This window comes from Streptomyces deserti, from assembly GCF_054782695.1.
This window is the reverse complement of the sequence record NZ_BAAGRZ010000005.1, coordinates 96,981-111,635: the sequence shown is the minus strand read 5'-3', so window position 1 is coordinate 111,635 and position 14,655 is coordinate 96,981. Positions and strand designations below refer to the sequence as shown.

The following is a 14,655-nucleotide window of genomic DNA, read 5'->3' as shown; positions in this document are numbered from 1 at the left end:
GGCCCGCGTCTTCGCGGACCCTCCGTGGCCCCCGGTGATCGTGGGCCCCCACCTATGCAACTTACTCACCGTTTACTCGGTTCCCGATTCCGGGCGGGAACGAGGCAGGATTGTGACCATGTCCAACACTCCCATGGCGGCGAGCCCGCTCACCCGGGCCGTGCTCGAGATCGACGAGTACGTCTCCGGCCTCGGCTGGGACCAGCCCGCACGCCTCTTCGCTCTCGTCGACACCGCACGGCTTCAGGCTGAGCAGCCCTCGCTCGCGGACCGGCTCGGTCTTGGCGAGTCCGAGATCTCCGGTCTCACCCCGATCGAGCAGGACGAAATTCCAACGGGCAAGCCGCTGGATGAGTTCCTGGCCACGATCGCCTGGCCCGACGCGGTGGCCGGCTGCGCGCTCACGGTGGAGCGGCTGATGCTCCCGCCGTCCGCGGAGGCCCAGGTTCCGCAGGATCTGGACGAGGCCGCGCTGACGAAGTGGGTGGCGGAGCACCCGGACCGCCAGGAGGTCCGCATGACGGTCGCGGTGCTGCGCGACGGCGCCCGCGAGTCGGCCCTGCGCCTGCGCGAGAAGGACTCCCCCACGGAGGTCCTCACCGGCTCCGACCTGGTGCCGGGGCTGGCCCAGGCGCTGGCGGCGACCTTCGAGGAGTAGCCCTCGGGGCTACCCGGCCGTGCACTTCGGCAGGTCGGCGGTGTCGCCGCTGCGGATGTCCTTGAGGGACTTCAGCGCGTCCTCGATGGTGTCGACCTTGACGAGGGTGAGGCCCTGGGGGGTGTCGCTCGCGGCGGCCGCGCAGTTGTCGGCGGGCGTCAGGAAGTACTGGGCGCCCCTGCTGCGCGCGCCGACGGTCTTCATCTCGATGCCGCCGATGGGGCCGACCTTGCCGCCGTCGTCGATCGTGCCGGTGCCGGCGACGAACTTGCCGCCGGTGAGGCTGCCCGGGGTGAGCTTGTCGTAGATGCCGAGCGCGAACATCAGGCCGGCGCTCGGCCCGCCGACATCGGCGAGCTTGATGTCGATGGTGAACGGGAAGGTGTGGTCGAGCCCGGCGGAGATCCCGACGATGGCCCGCTTCTCACCGCTGTCGTCGGAGGCCGCCGTGGTGATGGTGACGTCCTCGGTCCTGGTCGCCGTCCGCTTCTCCTTCTCGGCGGCGGCCTGCTCCTTGGCGGGCACGACCGTGAAGACGACGTTCTGGCCGGGCTTGTGCTCGGTGACCAGTTCGGCGACGTCGGCGGGCTCCTTCACCGCCTTGCCGTCGACGGCCTTGATCACGTCACCGGCGTGCAGCTTGCCCTCCGCCGGGGAACCCTTGACGACCGTCGAGACGATCACCCAGGACCGTACCGGGATGCCGAGCTCCTTCAGCGCCGCGACCTTGGCGCTCTCCTGGGACTGGCTGAACTCCTCGGCGTTCTCCTGGGTGGACTCCTCCTCGGTCTTGCCGTCCGGATAGAGGGTGTCGTGCGGCACGACCTTGTTGTCGTGCGCGAGCCATCCGTACACCGCCTCGACGAGGTTCATCCTGTAGTCGGCGCTGGTGACCCGCACGGTGGTCATGTTCAGATGCCCGCTGGTCGCATAGGTCTTCCGCCCTGAGATCTGCAGCACCGGCTCGCCGTCGTGGTCCCCGAGGGTGTTCACCGTCGGCCCCGGGGACATCTCCGCGTACGGCACGGGGATGAACACTCCCGCGCACAGGAGCGCGATCAGCATCAGGGTGGAGGCGAGCATCGTCGCAGTGCGGCGTGGCATGCATCGACAGTACGGGACGCTTCTGTCAGCGCACCGTCAGGGCCGCCCGTCCGGGGCGGCCCCATCGTCTTCTACGTCTCTGACCTGCTGTTTCCCCGGTGGTCAGCTACCCGGCCGGGACCTCTCCATGGCCTCGCGGAAGCGGGCGTAACCGATGAGCTCGGGGCCGTCGCTCCGCACCCCGCGGTTCCGGTTGGCCCAACTCCCCCACAGCCCCGCGCCGATCGCAGCCACTAGCGGAATCAGCAACCAGGCGAGCGCCGCCATGCTGACCTCCCAACCCCATTGAGCGTCCGCAACTGACTGATCAGCAGATTAACCATCCGCAGTGACAACGCTCACGCCAGGGGTGCGGTTACGCAACCGGAAGGCGGCTCCTGGCTGGTGCCCGGTCTTGCGGGCTCTAACAGGCCCCGACCCACTCCTCGGTGCCGTCGGAGAACTTCTGGTGTTTCCAGATGGGCACCTCGTGCTTGAGGTCGTCGATCAGCTTCCGGCAGGCCTCGAAGGCCTCCCCGCGGTGCGGACACGACACGCCGACGACGACGGCGAGGTCCCCGATCCTGAGATCCCCCACGCGGTGCACGGCGGCCAGCGCCCGTACCGGATACTCCGCGACGACCTTCTCGGCGATCCGCCGCATCTCGGCCTCGGCACTGGGGTGGCACGAATACCCCAGCTCGTCCACATCGGCACCCCCGTCGTGGTCGCGCACAGTCCCGACGAACAGCGCGGTCCCGCCGGCGGCGTCGTCCCCCACGGCCCGGAAGACCTCGTCCACGGACAGCGGCGTCTCCCGGATGCCGATCAGCTTGATGGGATCCTTCGCGGCCTGCTCACCGGGGTGGTCGTTCGTGGGTGCCATGGCTCCATCCTGCCCCACCCCACCGACAGCACGGAATAGCGTCATCACCCGGCACACGCGCGTGGAGGTTTGGAGTCTCCTACAGGATCTTCCGCTTCTCGGCCGCCCGCGTCGTAGGGCGGGTGGACCTGGGCCGGGAGCCACTCAGATCCGCCGCCGAGCCTTCCGCGCCCGCCGCACCACCGCCGCCGCGCCGAGCAGCGCCACCGTCGCCCCCGCGGCCCCGGCCGCCGTCGCGTCCTTGCGCCCGAGCCGCCGCCCGGCCACCGTGTGCCTCCCGGAGACCTCCTCCAGCAGCTCCGCGAGCACCTCCTCGTTCGTGTACTGCGGCCGCCACCCGGCATCGTGCAGCCGGCTCCCGCTCACCACCCAGGGGTACATCGTGTACGCCAGATCCCCGGCGGGAGACGGCGTCAGCCCGATCCGGTGCAGCCGGGCCGCCGCGCCCAGCGCGACCGCCGAGGGCAGCTCCATCCGCCGGATGCCGCTGAGCTCCTCGACCTCCTCCTGCTCCAGCCACCCGTCGCAGCCGACCGCCAGTTCCCCGTCGACCTTCTCCAGCACCGCGTACTCCAGGGCACTGCACAGGTCCTCGACATGGCAGAACTGCCACGCGGGCCGCGACCCGGCCACGACCAGCAGCCGAGGCGACTCGAAGTACCTGGTCAGCGCGGTGTCCGTGCCCCCGACCAGCACAGCGGGCCGTACGACGGTGACATTGAGGCCGGGATGCGCCCGCGGCGCCCTGCGCGCGAGCCGCTCGATCTCCAGCAGGTCCCCGACGCCCGTGGCCTCCGCCGTGGCCCGCAGCTCCGCGTCCTCGGACAGCGGCAGCTCGTTGTCCGGCAGCGCGCCGTAGACCATCGCCGAGGTGCACAGCACGACCCGGTGCACCCCGGCCGCGGCGGCCGCTGTCAGGACGGTCTGTGTCCCTCGTACGTTGTAGGCCGTTCGGGCGGCGGCGTCGGTCTCCAGGTCGAGATCGAGCGCCAGATGGACCACCGCATCGGCCCCGCGCAGCTTGTCCGCGATGGCCGGGTCCCGGACGTCCAGGATGTGCCACTGCGCCGCCGCGCACTCGCCACGCCGCTCGTCGATGGCGATGACCTGCTTGATCTCCTCGGACGCGGCGAGCCGCTCGGTGAGCAGCGCGCCGACTCCGGACGCGGCACCGGTGACCGCTACGACGGGCCCGCGCACGGTAGGACTCGCGGGACTGGTTGACTGGTTTCGCGCTGCGCGAACCTGCGGATCTGGGGAACTCACCGGGCGTCTCCAGCGGTTGTCTTCAGTACGGGCGCGAGTGACGCGTACGTACCAGGTGGCATCCATCCTGCCGCAGGCCGTCTGTCGGCGAAGCACCGAGGCCCGAACCGCCCCAGGTGTCTACGCTGGGTGGTGTTGTCGGGCAGCCAGTCCGCCGGAAAGAACCGGCGGCCCTACCAGCCGAGGAATCCCGTGAGTGACACCCCATTCGGATTCGGCCTTCCGCCGGAGGAGCCGGACGACGGCGACGAGGGCAAGAAGAAGGACCAGCAGAGCGGTGGTGGTCAGGGACCGGCCAACCCGTTCGGTTTCGGCGGCCTGCCCGGAGCCGGAGGCTTTGGTGGCGGCCCCGGTGGCCCCGGTGCGGACAATCCGTTCGCTGCCATGTTCGGTTCACTGAACCCCACTGACCTGGGCGCCGCGTTCCAGCAGCTGGGCCAGATGCTCTCCTACGAGGGCGGCCCGGTGAACTGGGACATGGCCAAGCAGATCGCCCGCCAGACGGTCTCCCAGGGCGCCCCGGACGGCTCGAAGGACGCGAGCGTCGGCCCCGCCGAGCGCAAGGCCGTCGAGGACGCCGTCCGCCTGGCCGACCTGTGGCTCGACGATGCCACGTCCCTGCCGTCCGGTGCCGCCTCCGCGGTGGCCTGGAGCCGCGCGGAGTGGGTCGAGGCGACCCTGCCCGCGTGGCAGGAGCTCGTCGACCCGGTCGCCGAGCGCGTCGGCACGGCCATGGGCGACGTCCTGCCGGAGGAGATGCAGGCCATGGCCGGCCCGCTGATCGGCATGATGCGCTCGATGGGCGGCGCCATGTTCGGCACGCAGATCGGGCAGGCCGTGGGCGTGCTCGCCGGCGAGGTGGTCGGCTCGTCCGACATCGGCCTGCCGCTCGGCCCGGCCGGCAAGGCCGCGCTGCTGCCGCTGAACGTCGATTCGTTCGGCAAGGACCTGAGCGTGCCGCAGGAGGAGGTGCGGCTGTATCTCGCCCTGCGCGAGGCCGCCCACCAGCGCCTGTTCGCACACGTGCCGTGGCTGCGCTCGCACCTGTTCGGCGCGGTCGACGGCTACGCGCGCGGGATCAAGGTCGACACGGCCAAGCTGGAGGACGTGGTCGGCCAGTTCGACCCGCAGAACCCGGAGCAGCTGCAGGAGGCCCTCCAGCAGGGCATGTTCCAGCCCGAGGACACGCCCGAGCAGAAGGCCGCCCTGGCCCGTCTGGAGACGGCTCTGGCGCTCGTCGAGGGCTGGGTGGACGCGGTGGTGCACGCGGCCGCGAAGCCCCGCCTGTCGTCCGCCGACGCACTGCGCGAGACGCTGCGTCGCCGACGCGCCTCGGGCGGCCCGGCGGAGCAGACGTTCGCCACGCTGATCGGCCTGGAGCTGCGCCCGCGCCGCCTGCGTGACGCCTCCCGTCTGTGGGCGTCCGTGACGGACGCGCGTGGTGTCGACGGCCGGGACGCCCTGTGGGCCCACCCGGACATGCTGCCGACGGCCACCGACCTGGACGACCCGGACGGCTTCGTGCACCGCGAGCAGATCGACTTCTCCGAGCTCGACAAGATGCTCGGCGAAGCGGCGGACAAGCCCGACCTGCGGAAGAAGAAGGACCAGGGCGACAGCGAGAAGGACCAGGGCGACAGCAAGGGCGACAACACCGAGTGAGCCTGTACGACGACGCGGTCCTCGTGCTGAAGAGCTACGAGGACCAGCCCGAGCTGCGCCAGGCCTACTTGGATCACCTGGCCGAGCACCCGGACGGCATGTGGAAGTCGTGTGACGCGGGCCACGTCACGGCGAGCGCCCTGGTGATCGACCCCGAGGGCGGCCGGGTGCTGCTGACCCTGCACAGGAAGCTGCGCATGTGGCTGCAGATGGGCGGCCACTGCGAGCCGGGCGACGCCTCCCTTGCGGCCACCGCCCTGCGGGAGGCGACGGAGGAGTCGGGCGTCGCCGGGCTGTCGCTGCTGCCGGGCGGCCCGGTGCGCCTGGACCGGCACCCGATCCCGCCGCCGTGCCACTGGCACTACGACGTCCAGTACGCGGTCCTGGCGCCGCCCGACGCCGCGCACGCGATCAGTGACGAGTCCCTCGACGTGCGATGGTTCGCGTACGGCGAGGTGGCGGACGTCGCGGACGAGTCGGTCGTACGGCTGCTGGAGGCGACCCGGGCGAGGCTCGGAGTCTGAGACATGGGTAAGGGGCGGCCGCCATGGCGGCTGCCCCTTACCTCTGTGCAGCCCTCGGCTGGTCAGCTCCAGGCGTTGCCCTGGTTCTGCCCCCGGGCCCCCTGCTGGCCCATGCCGTACTGCGCCGCGAGGCCCGAGCCGAGCTGGGCGTTCTGCGGCGGCAGCAGTTCGCTGGGCTGGACGAGCGCGAAGCCGGTGCCCATGAAGCTGAGCTCCCAGCCCTCGCCGGTGCTGCCGCGCCGTCGCCACACCCCTGAGGAGTGCGTCTGGGCCTGCATCTGCACGCGCAGGCTCGTGGACCAGGCGACGATCGCGTCGGCGTCGCAGTTGACGTACTTGTCGGGTGTCACCTGGAGCATCAGCGGCATGCCGGAGGTCATGAGGGCGACCTTGCCCCGGCCGGTGATGTTGAGCTGGTACTTTCCGGAGCCGGAGATGCCGTACAGGCTGTCGACGGCGATGACCTCGTGGTGCAGGGAGGAGTCCATCGCCAGGACGTAGCTGCTGTCGACGGTGAGGCCGTCCTGCTCCACGTCCACCAGGTGGATGTGCTGCTTGAGGTTGGCGAGATAGACCGTGCCCTGCCCGTGGCAGCGCATCAGGTCCAGGCCCTCGCCGGTGCGCGCACGCGCGCGTGCCTGGTCGTGGCTCTGGTACTCGGCGTCGAACTCGACGAGCCCCTGATAGGCGACCATCGTGCCCTTGCGGGCGAGGATGTCGTCGTGGCCCTCCAGGGCGACGCGCAGCATCTGCTTGTTCTGCAGGCTCCAGCGTTCCTGGGTCTGCTGCTCGTTGTAGGCGAAAATCGGGCTCTGCATGGCGTTTCTGGCTCCCCCTCAGCCCCGGACCCGGAGACGGTCGGTGCTGTCCTCGCTGGGCTGGACGACGACGATGCCCTGACCGGAGAAGGCCATCTGGTAGGCCTCGCCGCTGCCGCGGCCGATCAGCGACTGCGCCCGGAAGCTGCGCTTGCCCTTCACCTTGAGGTTCGGGGACCAGGCGACGAGCGCGTCCGGGTCGACGTACGTCTCGTCCTCGCCGCCGCCGCAGTCGACGACGATGGGCTTGCCCCGGGAGGTCAGCGCGACCCAGCCCTGCCCGGAGATCTTGGTGTTCCACAGGCCCTGCCCGGCGAACTTCGCCAGGCCCTTGACCCGCTCGACACCCCACGTGAGGTGGGCGTCGAAGGCGAGCAGGTTGGTGGCATTGACGGAGATGCCGTCGCCGTTGAGATTGATGACGACGACGTTCGCGCCGTAGTCGGCGAGGTAGAGCAGACCGTCGCCGGAGCACTTCATCAGGGGCGCGCCCTCGCCGGTCATCCAGTCCTTCGCGACCTGGCGCACGGCCGGCGGGTTGGGCTCGTACTGGACGAACCCCTCGTAGGCGACCATCGACCCCATGCGCGCGAGGAGGTCGTTTCCGGTCTGCATGGCGACCTTCAGCATGTGGTTGCCGTGGTTCTCCATGCGGGCGGTGACGGGTGCGGGGGCGTAGCCCGCGAGCTGCTGGGTCATGACGGGCTCCCTCAGACCTCGTACGGCTGGACGACGATGAAGTTGCCGGGGGCTCCCCGGAACTGGAGGTTGACGCTCTCTCCGGTGTCGCCGGGGTAGGCGTTGCGGCGCATCCGCACCTGGCTGGAGACGACCACCTGGGCAGCGGCCGACCAGGCGACGACGGCGTTGCAGTCGGCGAACGTGGTGGGCGTGACGGGCAGCACCACGGGCGTGCCGTGCGTCTTCACGACGAGCGTGCCGGTGCCCTGGAACTGCATCGTGAACAGCGCGCCGCCGGGGATGCCGTGCCCCTCGATGCGGCGGACCTCGTACTGGAGGGTCTCGTCGAAGGCGAGGACGTTCTCGGCGGAGACGCACACGGCGTCGCCCTGCAGCTCGATGGGGTGCAGCATCGTGGAGTTCTCGGCGAGGAACACCTGTCCCTGGCCCGTGCAGCGCATCAGCTGCAGCTCCTGGCCGGTCGCGTTGCCCACGATCCGGCCGGCGAAGCCGGCGCCCTTGTAGCTGAAGTCGACCTTGCCCTGGTAGAGCACCATGCTGCCCTGCCGGGCGAGGACCGGCTGTCCGCCGATGCCGAGGTCGACGCGGACCAGCTTCTTGTTCTGCTGCGTCCAGCGCTGTCCGGTGGGCGTCTCCTTGAACTGCTGGAGCGCGGCGGCGACACCAGGGCCCTGGGAACCTCCCTGAGGTGCGCCCTGCGGGGCTCCGTAGGGGGCCTGCTGACCCGGGATCTGCCCGAACGGCGGCTGCTGACCGTAGCCCGGGGGCGGGGGCGGCTGCTGTCCGTAGCCGGGCGGCGGGGTCGGTGCCTGCGGCTGGGGGTAGCCAGGGGGCGGGGTCGGTGCCTGTGGCTGGGGATAGCCGGGAGGTGGCGGGGCCGTCTGGCCGGCTGCCTGGCCGTACGGAGGCTGCGGCTGCCCGTAGGGCGCGGGCGCCGGGGCGGGGGGTGGCACGGTGCCGGCGGGCGGGGTGTTCATGGGCGCGACGATGGTCGGCGCGGCGTGCACCCCGGGCGCGGGCGCCGGGGGCGGGGTGGCACCTGGCGGAGGCGGAGTCGCGCCCGGCGGGGGCGCGAAGCCCTGCGCGGCGGGCTGCGGCGCGGGAGCAGGAGCCGGGGCGGGGGCAGGGGCGGGGGTGGGGGCGGAAGCAGGGGCGGGGGCGGGGGCGGGCTCCGGGGTGCCGGGGACGCCGAACGCGGGCGGGGCGGAGGCCTGCGCGGGCGGGGCGAAGCCCGGGGCGGCGCCGGACTGCGGCTGCTGCGGGGCGGCGGGAGCGGGAGTCTCCTCCTCCGCCACCTCACCGCCGAAGTTCTTCAGCAGCGCGTCGAGTCCGCCGTCGAAGCCCTGCCCGACCGCGGCGAACCGCCACACGTCCTTAAGGTAGAAGTCGCCCAGCATCACGGCCCGTTCGGTGGAGAACTCCGAGCCGTTGAAGGGGTACCGGGCCACCTCCTCACCGCCCGCGACGATACGGATGTATCCGGGGTCGATCTGCGACATCTGCCCGGCCCCGTCGATCGTCGCCGTGAAGGAAAGCTTCTGGATCTGCGGCGGGATCCTGTCCAGCGTCACCCGGAAGGACTCCGTGTCGCCCGCCTGGGCACCCAGCAGCTGAATGGCCTCCTCGGGAGACTTCGGCTGGTTGTAGAACACGAAGTACCGGTCGTCCGAGAGCCGTTCGTCGGCGTCGAGACCGAAACAGCTGATGTCGAAGGTCAGTCCCGGGCCGGAGATCTGCACGCCTACGTACAGATCCGTGCCCGCGGTGAGGTCACTGATCCTGGCCTTGTGGCCGCGTTGGAATTCCCTGGCCATGCGTAACGACCGTCCCCCATCCAGAACGTGAGTGCGTCGCGCCAGGCTAACGGCAAATTCGGACACCGGACGCGGTCGGTACAGAGCCGGTACAGAACCAGCGCTCAGCCGTATCTGCTGCTTGATCGCGGAAAGCGGTCACTCACCCCGAGCGCCGGGCACGTGCGGCAACCGCTCGGCGGCGACCACGCCCTCCAGGTAGCCCCGGGCCCGCTCGGTCCGCGGATACGCCTCCAGCAGCCGCCAGAAACGGGGCCCGTGTCCGGGCACCAGCAGGTGCGCCAACTCGTGGACGAGGACGTAGTCGATGACGTACTCGGGCATGCCCTGCAGACGGTGCGACAGGCGGATGCTGCCCTCGGACGGGGTGCACGAGCCCCAGCGCGTGTTCTGGTTGGTGACCCAGCGGACCGAGGTGGGCCGGGCACGGCCGTCGAAGTACTGCGCCGACAACCGCTCGGCGCGCTCGGCCAGTTCGGCGTCACCGAGTGCCCGCTTGCTCTCCTGGGCGGCCAGTTTGTCGAGCATGACGCTCACCCAGCGCTGCTCCTCCGCCTCGGACATCCGGGCGGGGATGAGCACGACGGTGCGATCGCCCTCTCGGTACGCGGAGACCGTTCTGCGTCGACGGGCGCTCCGGCGGACCTCGATCGCGCTCGCCCCCGAGCCGCTCGGCGGCTGGCTCGTCGTGCTGCGCTGTGGCTTTCCGGCGCGGTGCAGTGGGTCGGCGGGCACGCCCCGACGTTACCCGCTGTACCCGGGGAAGTCCCGGCTCCGGGACGGTTCGGTGCCGGGGCGCCCCACCGCGCGCCGGATTTGTACGACGAATTCCCCCGCCTGTGGACAACTTTCTGCAGCCAGCCTCGGATCCGGGCATGCTGGCTCTCGCCGGCTCGGCCGTGACCGGGCTCGGCCGTCGAACGGGGACGATCGAGGCAAACGGGGGCCTGTCATGCATCCGATGGTGAAACCCGCGCTCAGGCGCGGCTGGCGCGACCTCAACACCGTGCAGTTCGGGATGACTCCGGCACACGCGATGACACTCGGGCCGATGGACACCGCGACGGGCAGCTTCCTCGAGTTGCTCAACGGCACGCGGGGGCTGGAGCTGCTGCGCGAGGAGGGGCGCCGCATGAACCTGCCGGACGGTCATGTCGACGGGCTGGTGCGAGGGCTGGCGCGGGCGGGGTTGCTCGACGACGCGCGGGGCGGTGGCCCGGCCGCCGATGCCCTGCGGAAGAAGAAGGACGTCCTGGACCGGCTGCGCCCGGATCTGGCCTCCCTGTCCCTCGTCACGTCCGAGCCGGGCGACGCGATGAGGGTCCTGGCCGCCCGCCGCTCCCTGCGCGTGCAGGTGCGGGGCGCGGGCCGGGTGGGCGCGGTGCTGGCCTCGCTGCTGTCGGGTGCCGGGGTGGGCGAGGTCGATGTGCGTGACGGCGGCTGTGTCGAACCGTGGGACGTCGCGCCGGGCGGACTGCCCGCGGAGGCGGTCGGCGACCGCAGGGACGAGGCGGCCCGCCGTGCCGTGCGCCGCGCGGCCCCGGACCGGCCACCGCGCCGCGGGCCCGGCGCACCGCCCGAGGACGGTGACCCGGGTTTCGCGCTGGTGATCCTCGCCCCGCGGGACGACGTCGCCGTGCACGCGCCCGCCCCGTCCGCCGCCGAGGCCCTCATGGCCTCCGGCACACCCCATCTGTACGCCGGCGTCGTGGAGGGAACCGGTATGGTCGGCCCTCTCGTCCTGCCCGGGGAGACGGCCTGCGCGGGCTGTCTGCACGAGAACCGCACCGACCGGGACCCTACCTGGCCGCGCCTGGTCGCCCAGTGGCGTTCCGGAAGGCAGCGTCACGTGCGACCGTGTGACCTGACGCTGGCCACCACGGTGGCCGGGCTGGCGGCCGCTCATGCGCTCGCCTTCCTGGACGGCCAGGTACTGTCCAGCGCCGGCGCGCGCTGGGAGGTCTCGGTTCCCGGTCTCCACTGGCACGCGCGGCCGGTGTGGGCACACCACGCGTGCCCGTGCGGAGCCGTAGAGAAAGGTATGGGGGAACACACCTCCGAGGACGGGGAGTCACACGAGACAATGGCTGTGCAACGGCCGATGGAGCGGTTGTGTCGTAAGGCAGACGCGCAGCGGCTGGCTGGGACTTGGAGGGCGCATGTCTGATCTTCCCCGGAAGGCGGTCACCCGGACCGCCAAGCTCGCCGCGCTCCCGCTCGGCATCGCCGGGCGGGCCACCTGGGGACTCGGCAAGCGGATCGTCGGCGAGTCCGCGGAGATCGTCGGCCGCGAGCTGCAGCAGCGCACGGCGGAGCAGCTGTTCAAGGTGCTCGGCGAGCTCAAGGGCGGCGCGATGAAGTTCGGCCAGGCCCTGTCCGTCTTCGAGTCGGCGCTGCCCGAGGAGGTCGCCGGCCCCTACCGGGCTGCGCTGACGAAGCTCCAGGAAGCCGCGCCTCCGATGCCGACCCGCACCGTCCACGCGGTGCTCGGCGAGCGGCTCGGCGAGGACTGGCAGGAGCTGTTCCTCGAGTTCGAGGACAAGCCCGCCGCGGCGGCCTCGATCGGCCAGGTGCACCGGGGGGTGTGGCACGACGGCCGCGAGGTGGCGGTCAAGGTGCAGTACCCGGGCGCCGGCGAAGCCCTGCTGTCCGACCTGAACCAGCTGAGCCGCTTCGCCCGCCTGCTGGGGCCGCTGATCCCCGGCATGGACGTCAAGCCGCTGATCGCCGAGCTCAAGGACCGGGTGTCGGAGGAACTGGACTACGGCCTGGAGGCCCAGGCCCAGCGGGTTCACGCCGAAGAGTTCAGCGACGACCCGGACGTGGTGGTGCCGAACGTGGTCCACCAGTGCGAGCAGATCCTGGTCACCGAGTGGATCGACGGCATCCCGCTGTCGGAGATCATCTCGGCGGGCACACAGGAGCAGCGCGACCGGGCCGGCCAGCTCCTGGCCCGCTTCCTGTTCTCCGGCCCGGCCCGCACCGGCCTGCTGCACGCCGATCCGCACCCGGGCAACTTCCGTCTCCTGCCCGGCGGCCCGGACGGCGAGGACGACTGGCGCCTGGGCGTCCTGGACTTCGGTACGGTCGACCGCCTTCCGGGCGGCCTGCCGGTCACCATCGGCGAGTCCCTGCGCATGACCCTCGACGGCGAGGCGGAGGCCGTCTACGAACTGCTCTGCACGGAGGGGTTCATCAAGGAGTCCATAGAGCTGGACCCCGACGCCGTCCTCGACTACCTGCTGCCGATCATCGAACCGGCCCAGGTCGACGAGTTCACCTTCACCCGCGGCTGGATGCGCAGCCAGGCGGCCCGCATCGCCGACCCCCGCTCCCCCGCCTACCAGCTGGGCAAGCAGCTCAACCTGCCCCCGGCGTACCTGCTGATCCACCGGGTGACCCTGAGCACGATCGGCGTCCTGTGCCAGCTGGGCTCGACGGTGCGTCTGCGCGAGGAGTTGGAGGAGTGGCTGCCGGGGTTCGTGCCCGAGGAGCCGGAGGAGGAGTCGGTGGCGGAGGCGTGAGGACATCGGCCTTCAGCGGTCGCTCACCCACGCGGCATCGGCCGGCGGGTCGCCCGTGAGCAGAACCTGCCGGACGATCCGCAGGGCCTCGTCGAGCGGGACGGTGTCCTGGTCGGGGTACTCGTCGCACTGCCCGTTCGCCAGGACGTATCCGTCGCTCGTTCCGTCGGCGCCGGAGTCCATGGCATGTCCGCCCGGGTCGCCCTCGTGATCGAGGAGCATCACCATCGCGCGCTCGGTGTTGGTCACGACCGCGAGCGACCGGCCGGTGGCACTGCTCAGCCAGGTCTCCCGCTGGCCGGCTGCGATCCTGCCGCGGAGCAGCTCGGCTACCGCGTCGGGCGCCACCGGCACGCTGTTCTCCGCGACGACCCATGACTCAGCCACAGGCCGACCTTCTCACACCGCGGACCGCGAGTTACCACCACTCCGAGTCCAACCGGCCCTCGATCACCCTGAGGTTCTCCCGGGAGCAGGTCTCGCAGAAGTAATGGCGGGTGCCGTTCTCCACGGAGAAGGTCCAGGTGGGCTGAGGGTGCTCGGCCCGGGTACCGCAGCGGGCGCACACAAGGGGCCGGGGCTCGTCGGTGGAGCCGCCGTCGCCGTCGCCGGGGAGGCTCGTCATCCGGCGACGATAGCGCCGTGGCCGGTGGTTCGCGCCCGATGCCGTGCCCCAGCACCGGCTCCGGCACGCCCGGAAGCCCCGCGGCGAGCAGCGCGAGCATCGCCGAGGCGGGCCCTCCGGGCAGGTCGGCCCCGCGACCGGGCTGTTCGCCTGCGAGGCTCCGCGCGTCGAGAACCACCGGCCCCGCCTCGGCTTCGGACCGACCACCGCACCATCCACACGAGCGGGCGGACATGGCCCACCGCAGGGGCACAACGCCCGGCGGGGGCCGGTCCGTTCGGCACGGACCGGCCCCCGCGGGGAGAGCTTCGCCTCCCGGCCGGGAGGCCACCGCTTCAGGTGCGGACGGTTACTGCATGACCGCCATGGCGAGCGCCCTGCGGGCGCGCCGCGAGGCTCGCTCCGCCCGGCGCTGCATCCGGCGGGCGGTCGCCAGGCGCACGGCCTGGCGTTCCCGCTCCGCCTCCTGCAGTCGCTCGTGCATATGCGCACGAGCCATGGCTTCTGGGATGAGTTGCATCTCTCGGGTCCTGTTCTGACGCAAGTCGTTCGCGCCGCTGATGGTGAAGTCTTCGGTCGCGGAGCACGCGGGCTCGTGGGTGGACGGCTTCATCGGGGCCTGCTTCTGGGGGTCGTGCGTGAGGGGACGGTCGATCGTTCCTGCGGTGTTCATGCCGTGACCGGGTTCTTGCGCGGGCGGCCACGCGGCCGCTTCCGGGCGACGACAACACCCTGGACGAACAGCTCGCCACCCCAGACGCCCCAGGGCTCACGCCGCTCCTTCGCGCCGGCGAGGCAGGCCTCGATCAGCGGGCAGGTGCGGCAGAGGGACTTGGCGTACTCGACGTCCGCCGGCGACTCGGCGAAGAAGACCTCCGGGTCGTTGGAACGGCAGGGGACGGGTACGCCGAGGTTCTCGATGGCGTCGTCGAGCGCGGTGAGCGCGGTGAGCGGAGTCAAGGTGGAGTCCTCCGTGGGGCCGGGCTTGGGGATCGTTTCGGAAGGCGGTACGGACGGGGCGTGCGCTTCGAGTTGCACGGTTCGTCTTCCTCGTCTGGTCGTTCCGGCCGGTTGGCCGGGGGGCGGCTTGGTA

The 14,655-nt window shown here is 71.4% G+C and carries 16 protein-coding genes; 5 read left to right on the top strand and 11 right to left on the bottom strand.

Features of this window, described 5'->3' with window-relative positions; genetic code table 11:
- Nucleotides 1-118 precede the first annotated feature (118 nt).
- Nucleotides 119-658, top strand: a complete 540-nt coding sequence (locus ACYVMZ_RS12555; protein WP_461078730.1) for a PPA1309 family protein — start codon at nt 119-121, stop codon at nt 656-658.
- A gap of 9 nt (nt 659-667) precedes the next feature.
- Here ACYVMZ_RS12555 and ACYVMZ_RS12550 read toward each other — a convergent pair whose 3' ends face one another.
- The 3 genes from ACYVMZ_RS12550 to ACYVMZ_RS12540 form a co-directional block, all read right to left on the bottom strand.
- Nucleotides 668-1,762, bottom strand: a complete 1,095-nt coding sequence (locus tag ACYVMZ_RS12550; RefSeq protein ID WP_461078728.1) for a YlbL family protein — start codon at nt 1,760-1,762, stop codon at nt 668-670.
- A 403-nt stretch (nt 1,763-2,165) separates the two neighbouring features.
- Complete coding sequence (locus ACYVMZ_RS12545) at nt 2,166-2,627, bottom strand: molybdenum cofactor biosynthesis protein MoaE (protein ID WP_461078726.1); 462 nt, start codon at nt 2,625-2,627, stop codon at nt 2,166-2,168.
- A 144-nt stretch (nt 2,628-2,771) separates the two neighbouring features.
- Complete coding sequence (locus tag ACYVMZ_RS12540; protein ID WP_461078724.1) at nt 2,772-3,893, bottom strand: SDR family oxidoreductase; 1,122 nt, start codon at nt 3,891-3,893, stop codon at nt 2,772-2,774.
- Nucleotides 3,894-4,085: 192 nt separating this feature from the next.
- Between ACYVMZ_RS12540 and ACYVMZ_RS12535 the strand changes: the two genes are divergently transcribed.
- Entirely contained in the window at nt 4,086-5,555 is a 1,470-nt protein-coding gene (locus ACYVMZ_RS12535) for a zinc-dependent metalloprotease (protein ID WP_461078722.1), read from the top strand.
- Nucleotides 5,552-6,079: an NUDIX hydrolase gene (locus ACYVMZ_RS12530; RefSeq protein WP_461078720.1), complete on the top strand. Its 528-nt coding sequence runs from the start codon at nt 5,552-5,554 to the stop codon at nt 6,077-6,079. Before ACYVMZ_RS12535 ends, ACYVMZ_RS12530 begins: the two co-directional genes overlap by 4 nt.
- A gap of 62 nt (nt 6,080-6,141) precedes the next feature.
- Here the strand turns inward: ACYVMZ_RS12530 and ACYVMZ_RS12525 are convergent, their stop codons facing one another.
- The 4 genes from ACYVMZ_RS12525 to ACYVMZ_RS12510 all read right to left on the bottom strand — a co-directional run bounded on the left by ACYVMZ_RS12525 (nt 6,142) and on the right by ACYVMZ_RS12510 (nt 10,148).
- Complete coding sequence (locus ACYVMZ_RS12525; RefSeq protein WP_461078718.1) at nt 6,142-6,897, bottom strand: AIM24 family protein; 756 nt, start codon at nt 6,895-6,897, stop codon at nt 6,142-6,144.
- 18 nt (nt 6,898-6,915) lie between these two features.
- Nucleotides 6,916-7,596 (bottom strand): AIM24 family protein, encoded by a 681-nt coding sequence (locus ACYVMZ_RS12520; RefSeq protein ID WP_461078716.1) that lies wholly within the window; start codon nt 7,594-7,596, stop codon nt 6,916-6,918.
- An 11-nt stretch (nt 7,597-7,607) separates the two neighbouring features.
- The gene (locus ACYVMZ_RS12515; RefSeq protein ID WP_461078714.1) at nt 7,608-9,413 is read right to left on the bottom strand and encodes a TerD family protein; all 1,806 of its coding nucleotides are present in this window, start codon (nt 9,411-9,413) and stop codon (nt 7,608-7,610) included.
- A gap of 138 nt (nt 9,414-9,551) precedes the next feature.
- Nucleotides 9,552-10,148, bottom strand: coding sequence for a M48 metallopeptidase family protein (locus tag ACYVMZ_RS12510; RefSeq protein ID WP_461078712.1), 597 nt, complete (start codon nt 10,146-10,148; stop codon nt 9,552-9,554).
- A gap of 217 nt (nt 10,149-10,365) precedes the next feature.
- Here ACYVMZ_RS12510 and ACYVMZ_RS12505 point away from each other — a divergent pair, with 217 nt between their 5' ends.
- Both ACYVMZ_RS12505 and ACYVMZ_RS12500 read left to right on the top strand, forming a co-directional pair.
- Entirely contained in the window at nt 10,366-11,580 is a 1,215-nt protein-coding gene (locus ACYVMZ_RS12505; RefSeq protein ID WP_461078710.1) for a ThiF family adenylyltransferase, read from the top strand.
- Nucleotides 11,573-12,937, top strand: coding sequence for an ABC1 kinase family protein (locus tag ACYVMZ_RS12500; protein ID WP_461078708.1), 1,365 nt, complete (start codon nt 11,573-11,575; stop codon nt 12,935-12,937). The genes ACYVMZ_RS12505 and ACYVMZ_RS12500 overlap by 8 nt, the downstream gene beginning before the upstream one ends.
- Before the next feature lie 12 nt (nt 12,938-12,949).
- Here the strand turns inward: ACYVMZ_RS12500 and ACYVMZ_RS12495 are convergent, their stop codons facing one another.
- The 4 genes from ACYVMZ_RS12495 to ACYVMZ_RS12480 all read right to left on the bottom strand — a co-directional run bounded on the left by ACYVMZ_RS12495 (nt 12,950) and on the right by ACYVMZ_RS12480 (nt 14,600).
- Nucleotides 12,950-13,324 carry an Imm1 family immunity protein gene (locus ACYVMZ_RS12495; RefSeq protein ID WP_461078706.1) on the bottom strand — a complete coding sequence of 125 codons (375 nt, stop codon included), beginning with the start codon at nt 13,322-13,324 and terminating at the stop codon, nt 12,950-12,952.
- Between the two features lie 31 nt (nt 13,325-13,355).
- Nucleotides 13,356-13,562 carry a hypothetical protein gene (locus ACYVMZ_RS12490; protein ID WP_461078704.1) on the bottom strand — a complete coding sequence of 69 codons (207 nt, stop codon included), beginning with the start codon at nt 13,560-13,562 and terminating at the stop codon, nt 13,356-13,358.
- Between the two features lie 349 nt (nt 13,563-13,911).
- The gene (locus tag ACYVMZ_RS12485; RefSeq protein ID WP_461078702.1) at nt 13,912-14,235 is read right to left on the bottom strand and encodes a hypothetical protein; all 324 of its coding nucleotides are present in this window, start codon (nt 14,233-14,235) and stop codon (nt 13,912-13,914) included.
- Complete coding sequence (locus ACYVMZ_RS12480; protein ID WP_381021620.1) at nt 14,232-14,600, bottom strand: WhiB family transcriptional regulator; 369 nt, start codon at nt 14,598-14,600, stop codon at nt 14,232-14,234. Before ACYVMZ_RS12480 ends, ACYVMZ_RS12485 begins: the two co-directional genes overlap by 4 nt.
- Nucleotides 14,601-14,655 lie beyond the last annotated feature (55 nt).

Excerpts from the sequence above, each read along its gene's own strand:
- ACYVMZ_RS12555 (WP_461078730.1), top strand. The coding sequence starts at position 119 with ATGTCCAACACTCCCATGGCGGCGAGCCCGCTCACCCGGGCCGTGCTC.
- ACYVMZ_RS12550 (WP_461078728.1), bottom strand. The coding sequence starts at position 1,762 with ATGCCACGCCGCACTGCGACGATGCTCGCCTCCACCCTGATGCTGATC.
- ACYVMZ_RS12545 (WP_461078726.1), bottom strand. The coding sequence starts at position 2,627 with ATGGCACCCACGAACGACCACCCCGGTGAGCAGGCCGCGAAGGATCCC.
- ACYVMZ_RS12525 (WP_461078718.1), bottom strand. The coding sequence starts at position 6,897 with ATGCAGAGCCCGATTTTCGCCTACAACGAGCAGCAGACCCAGGAACGC.
- ACYVMZ_RS12520 (WP_461078716.1), bottom strand. The coding sequence starts at position 7,596 with ATGACCCAGCAGCTCGCGGGCTACGCCCCCGCACCCGTCACCGCCCGC.
- ACYVMZ_RS12515 (WP_461078714.1), bottom strand. The coding sequence starts at position 9,413 with ATGGCCAGGGAATTCCAACGCGGCCACAAGGCCAGGATCAGTGACCTC.
- ACYVMZ_RS12505 (WP_461078710.1), top strand. The coding sequence starts at position 10,366 with ATGCATCCGATGGTGAAACCCGCGCTCAGGCGCGGCTGGCGCGACCTC.
- ACYVMZ_RS12500 (WP_461078708.1), top strand. The coding sequence starts at position 11,573 with ATGTCTGATCTTCCCCGGAAGGCGGTCACCCGGACCGCCAAGCTCGCC.
- ACYVMZ_RS12490 (WP_461078704.1), bottom strand. The coding sequence starts at position 13,562 with ATGACGAGCCTCCCCGGCGACGGCGACGGCGGCTCCACCGACGAGCCC.
- ACYVMZ_RS12485 (WP_461078702.1), bottom strand. The coding sequence starts at position 14,235 with ATGAACACCGCAGGAACGATCGACCGTCCCCTCACGCACGACCCCCAG.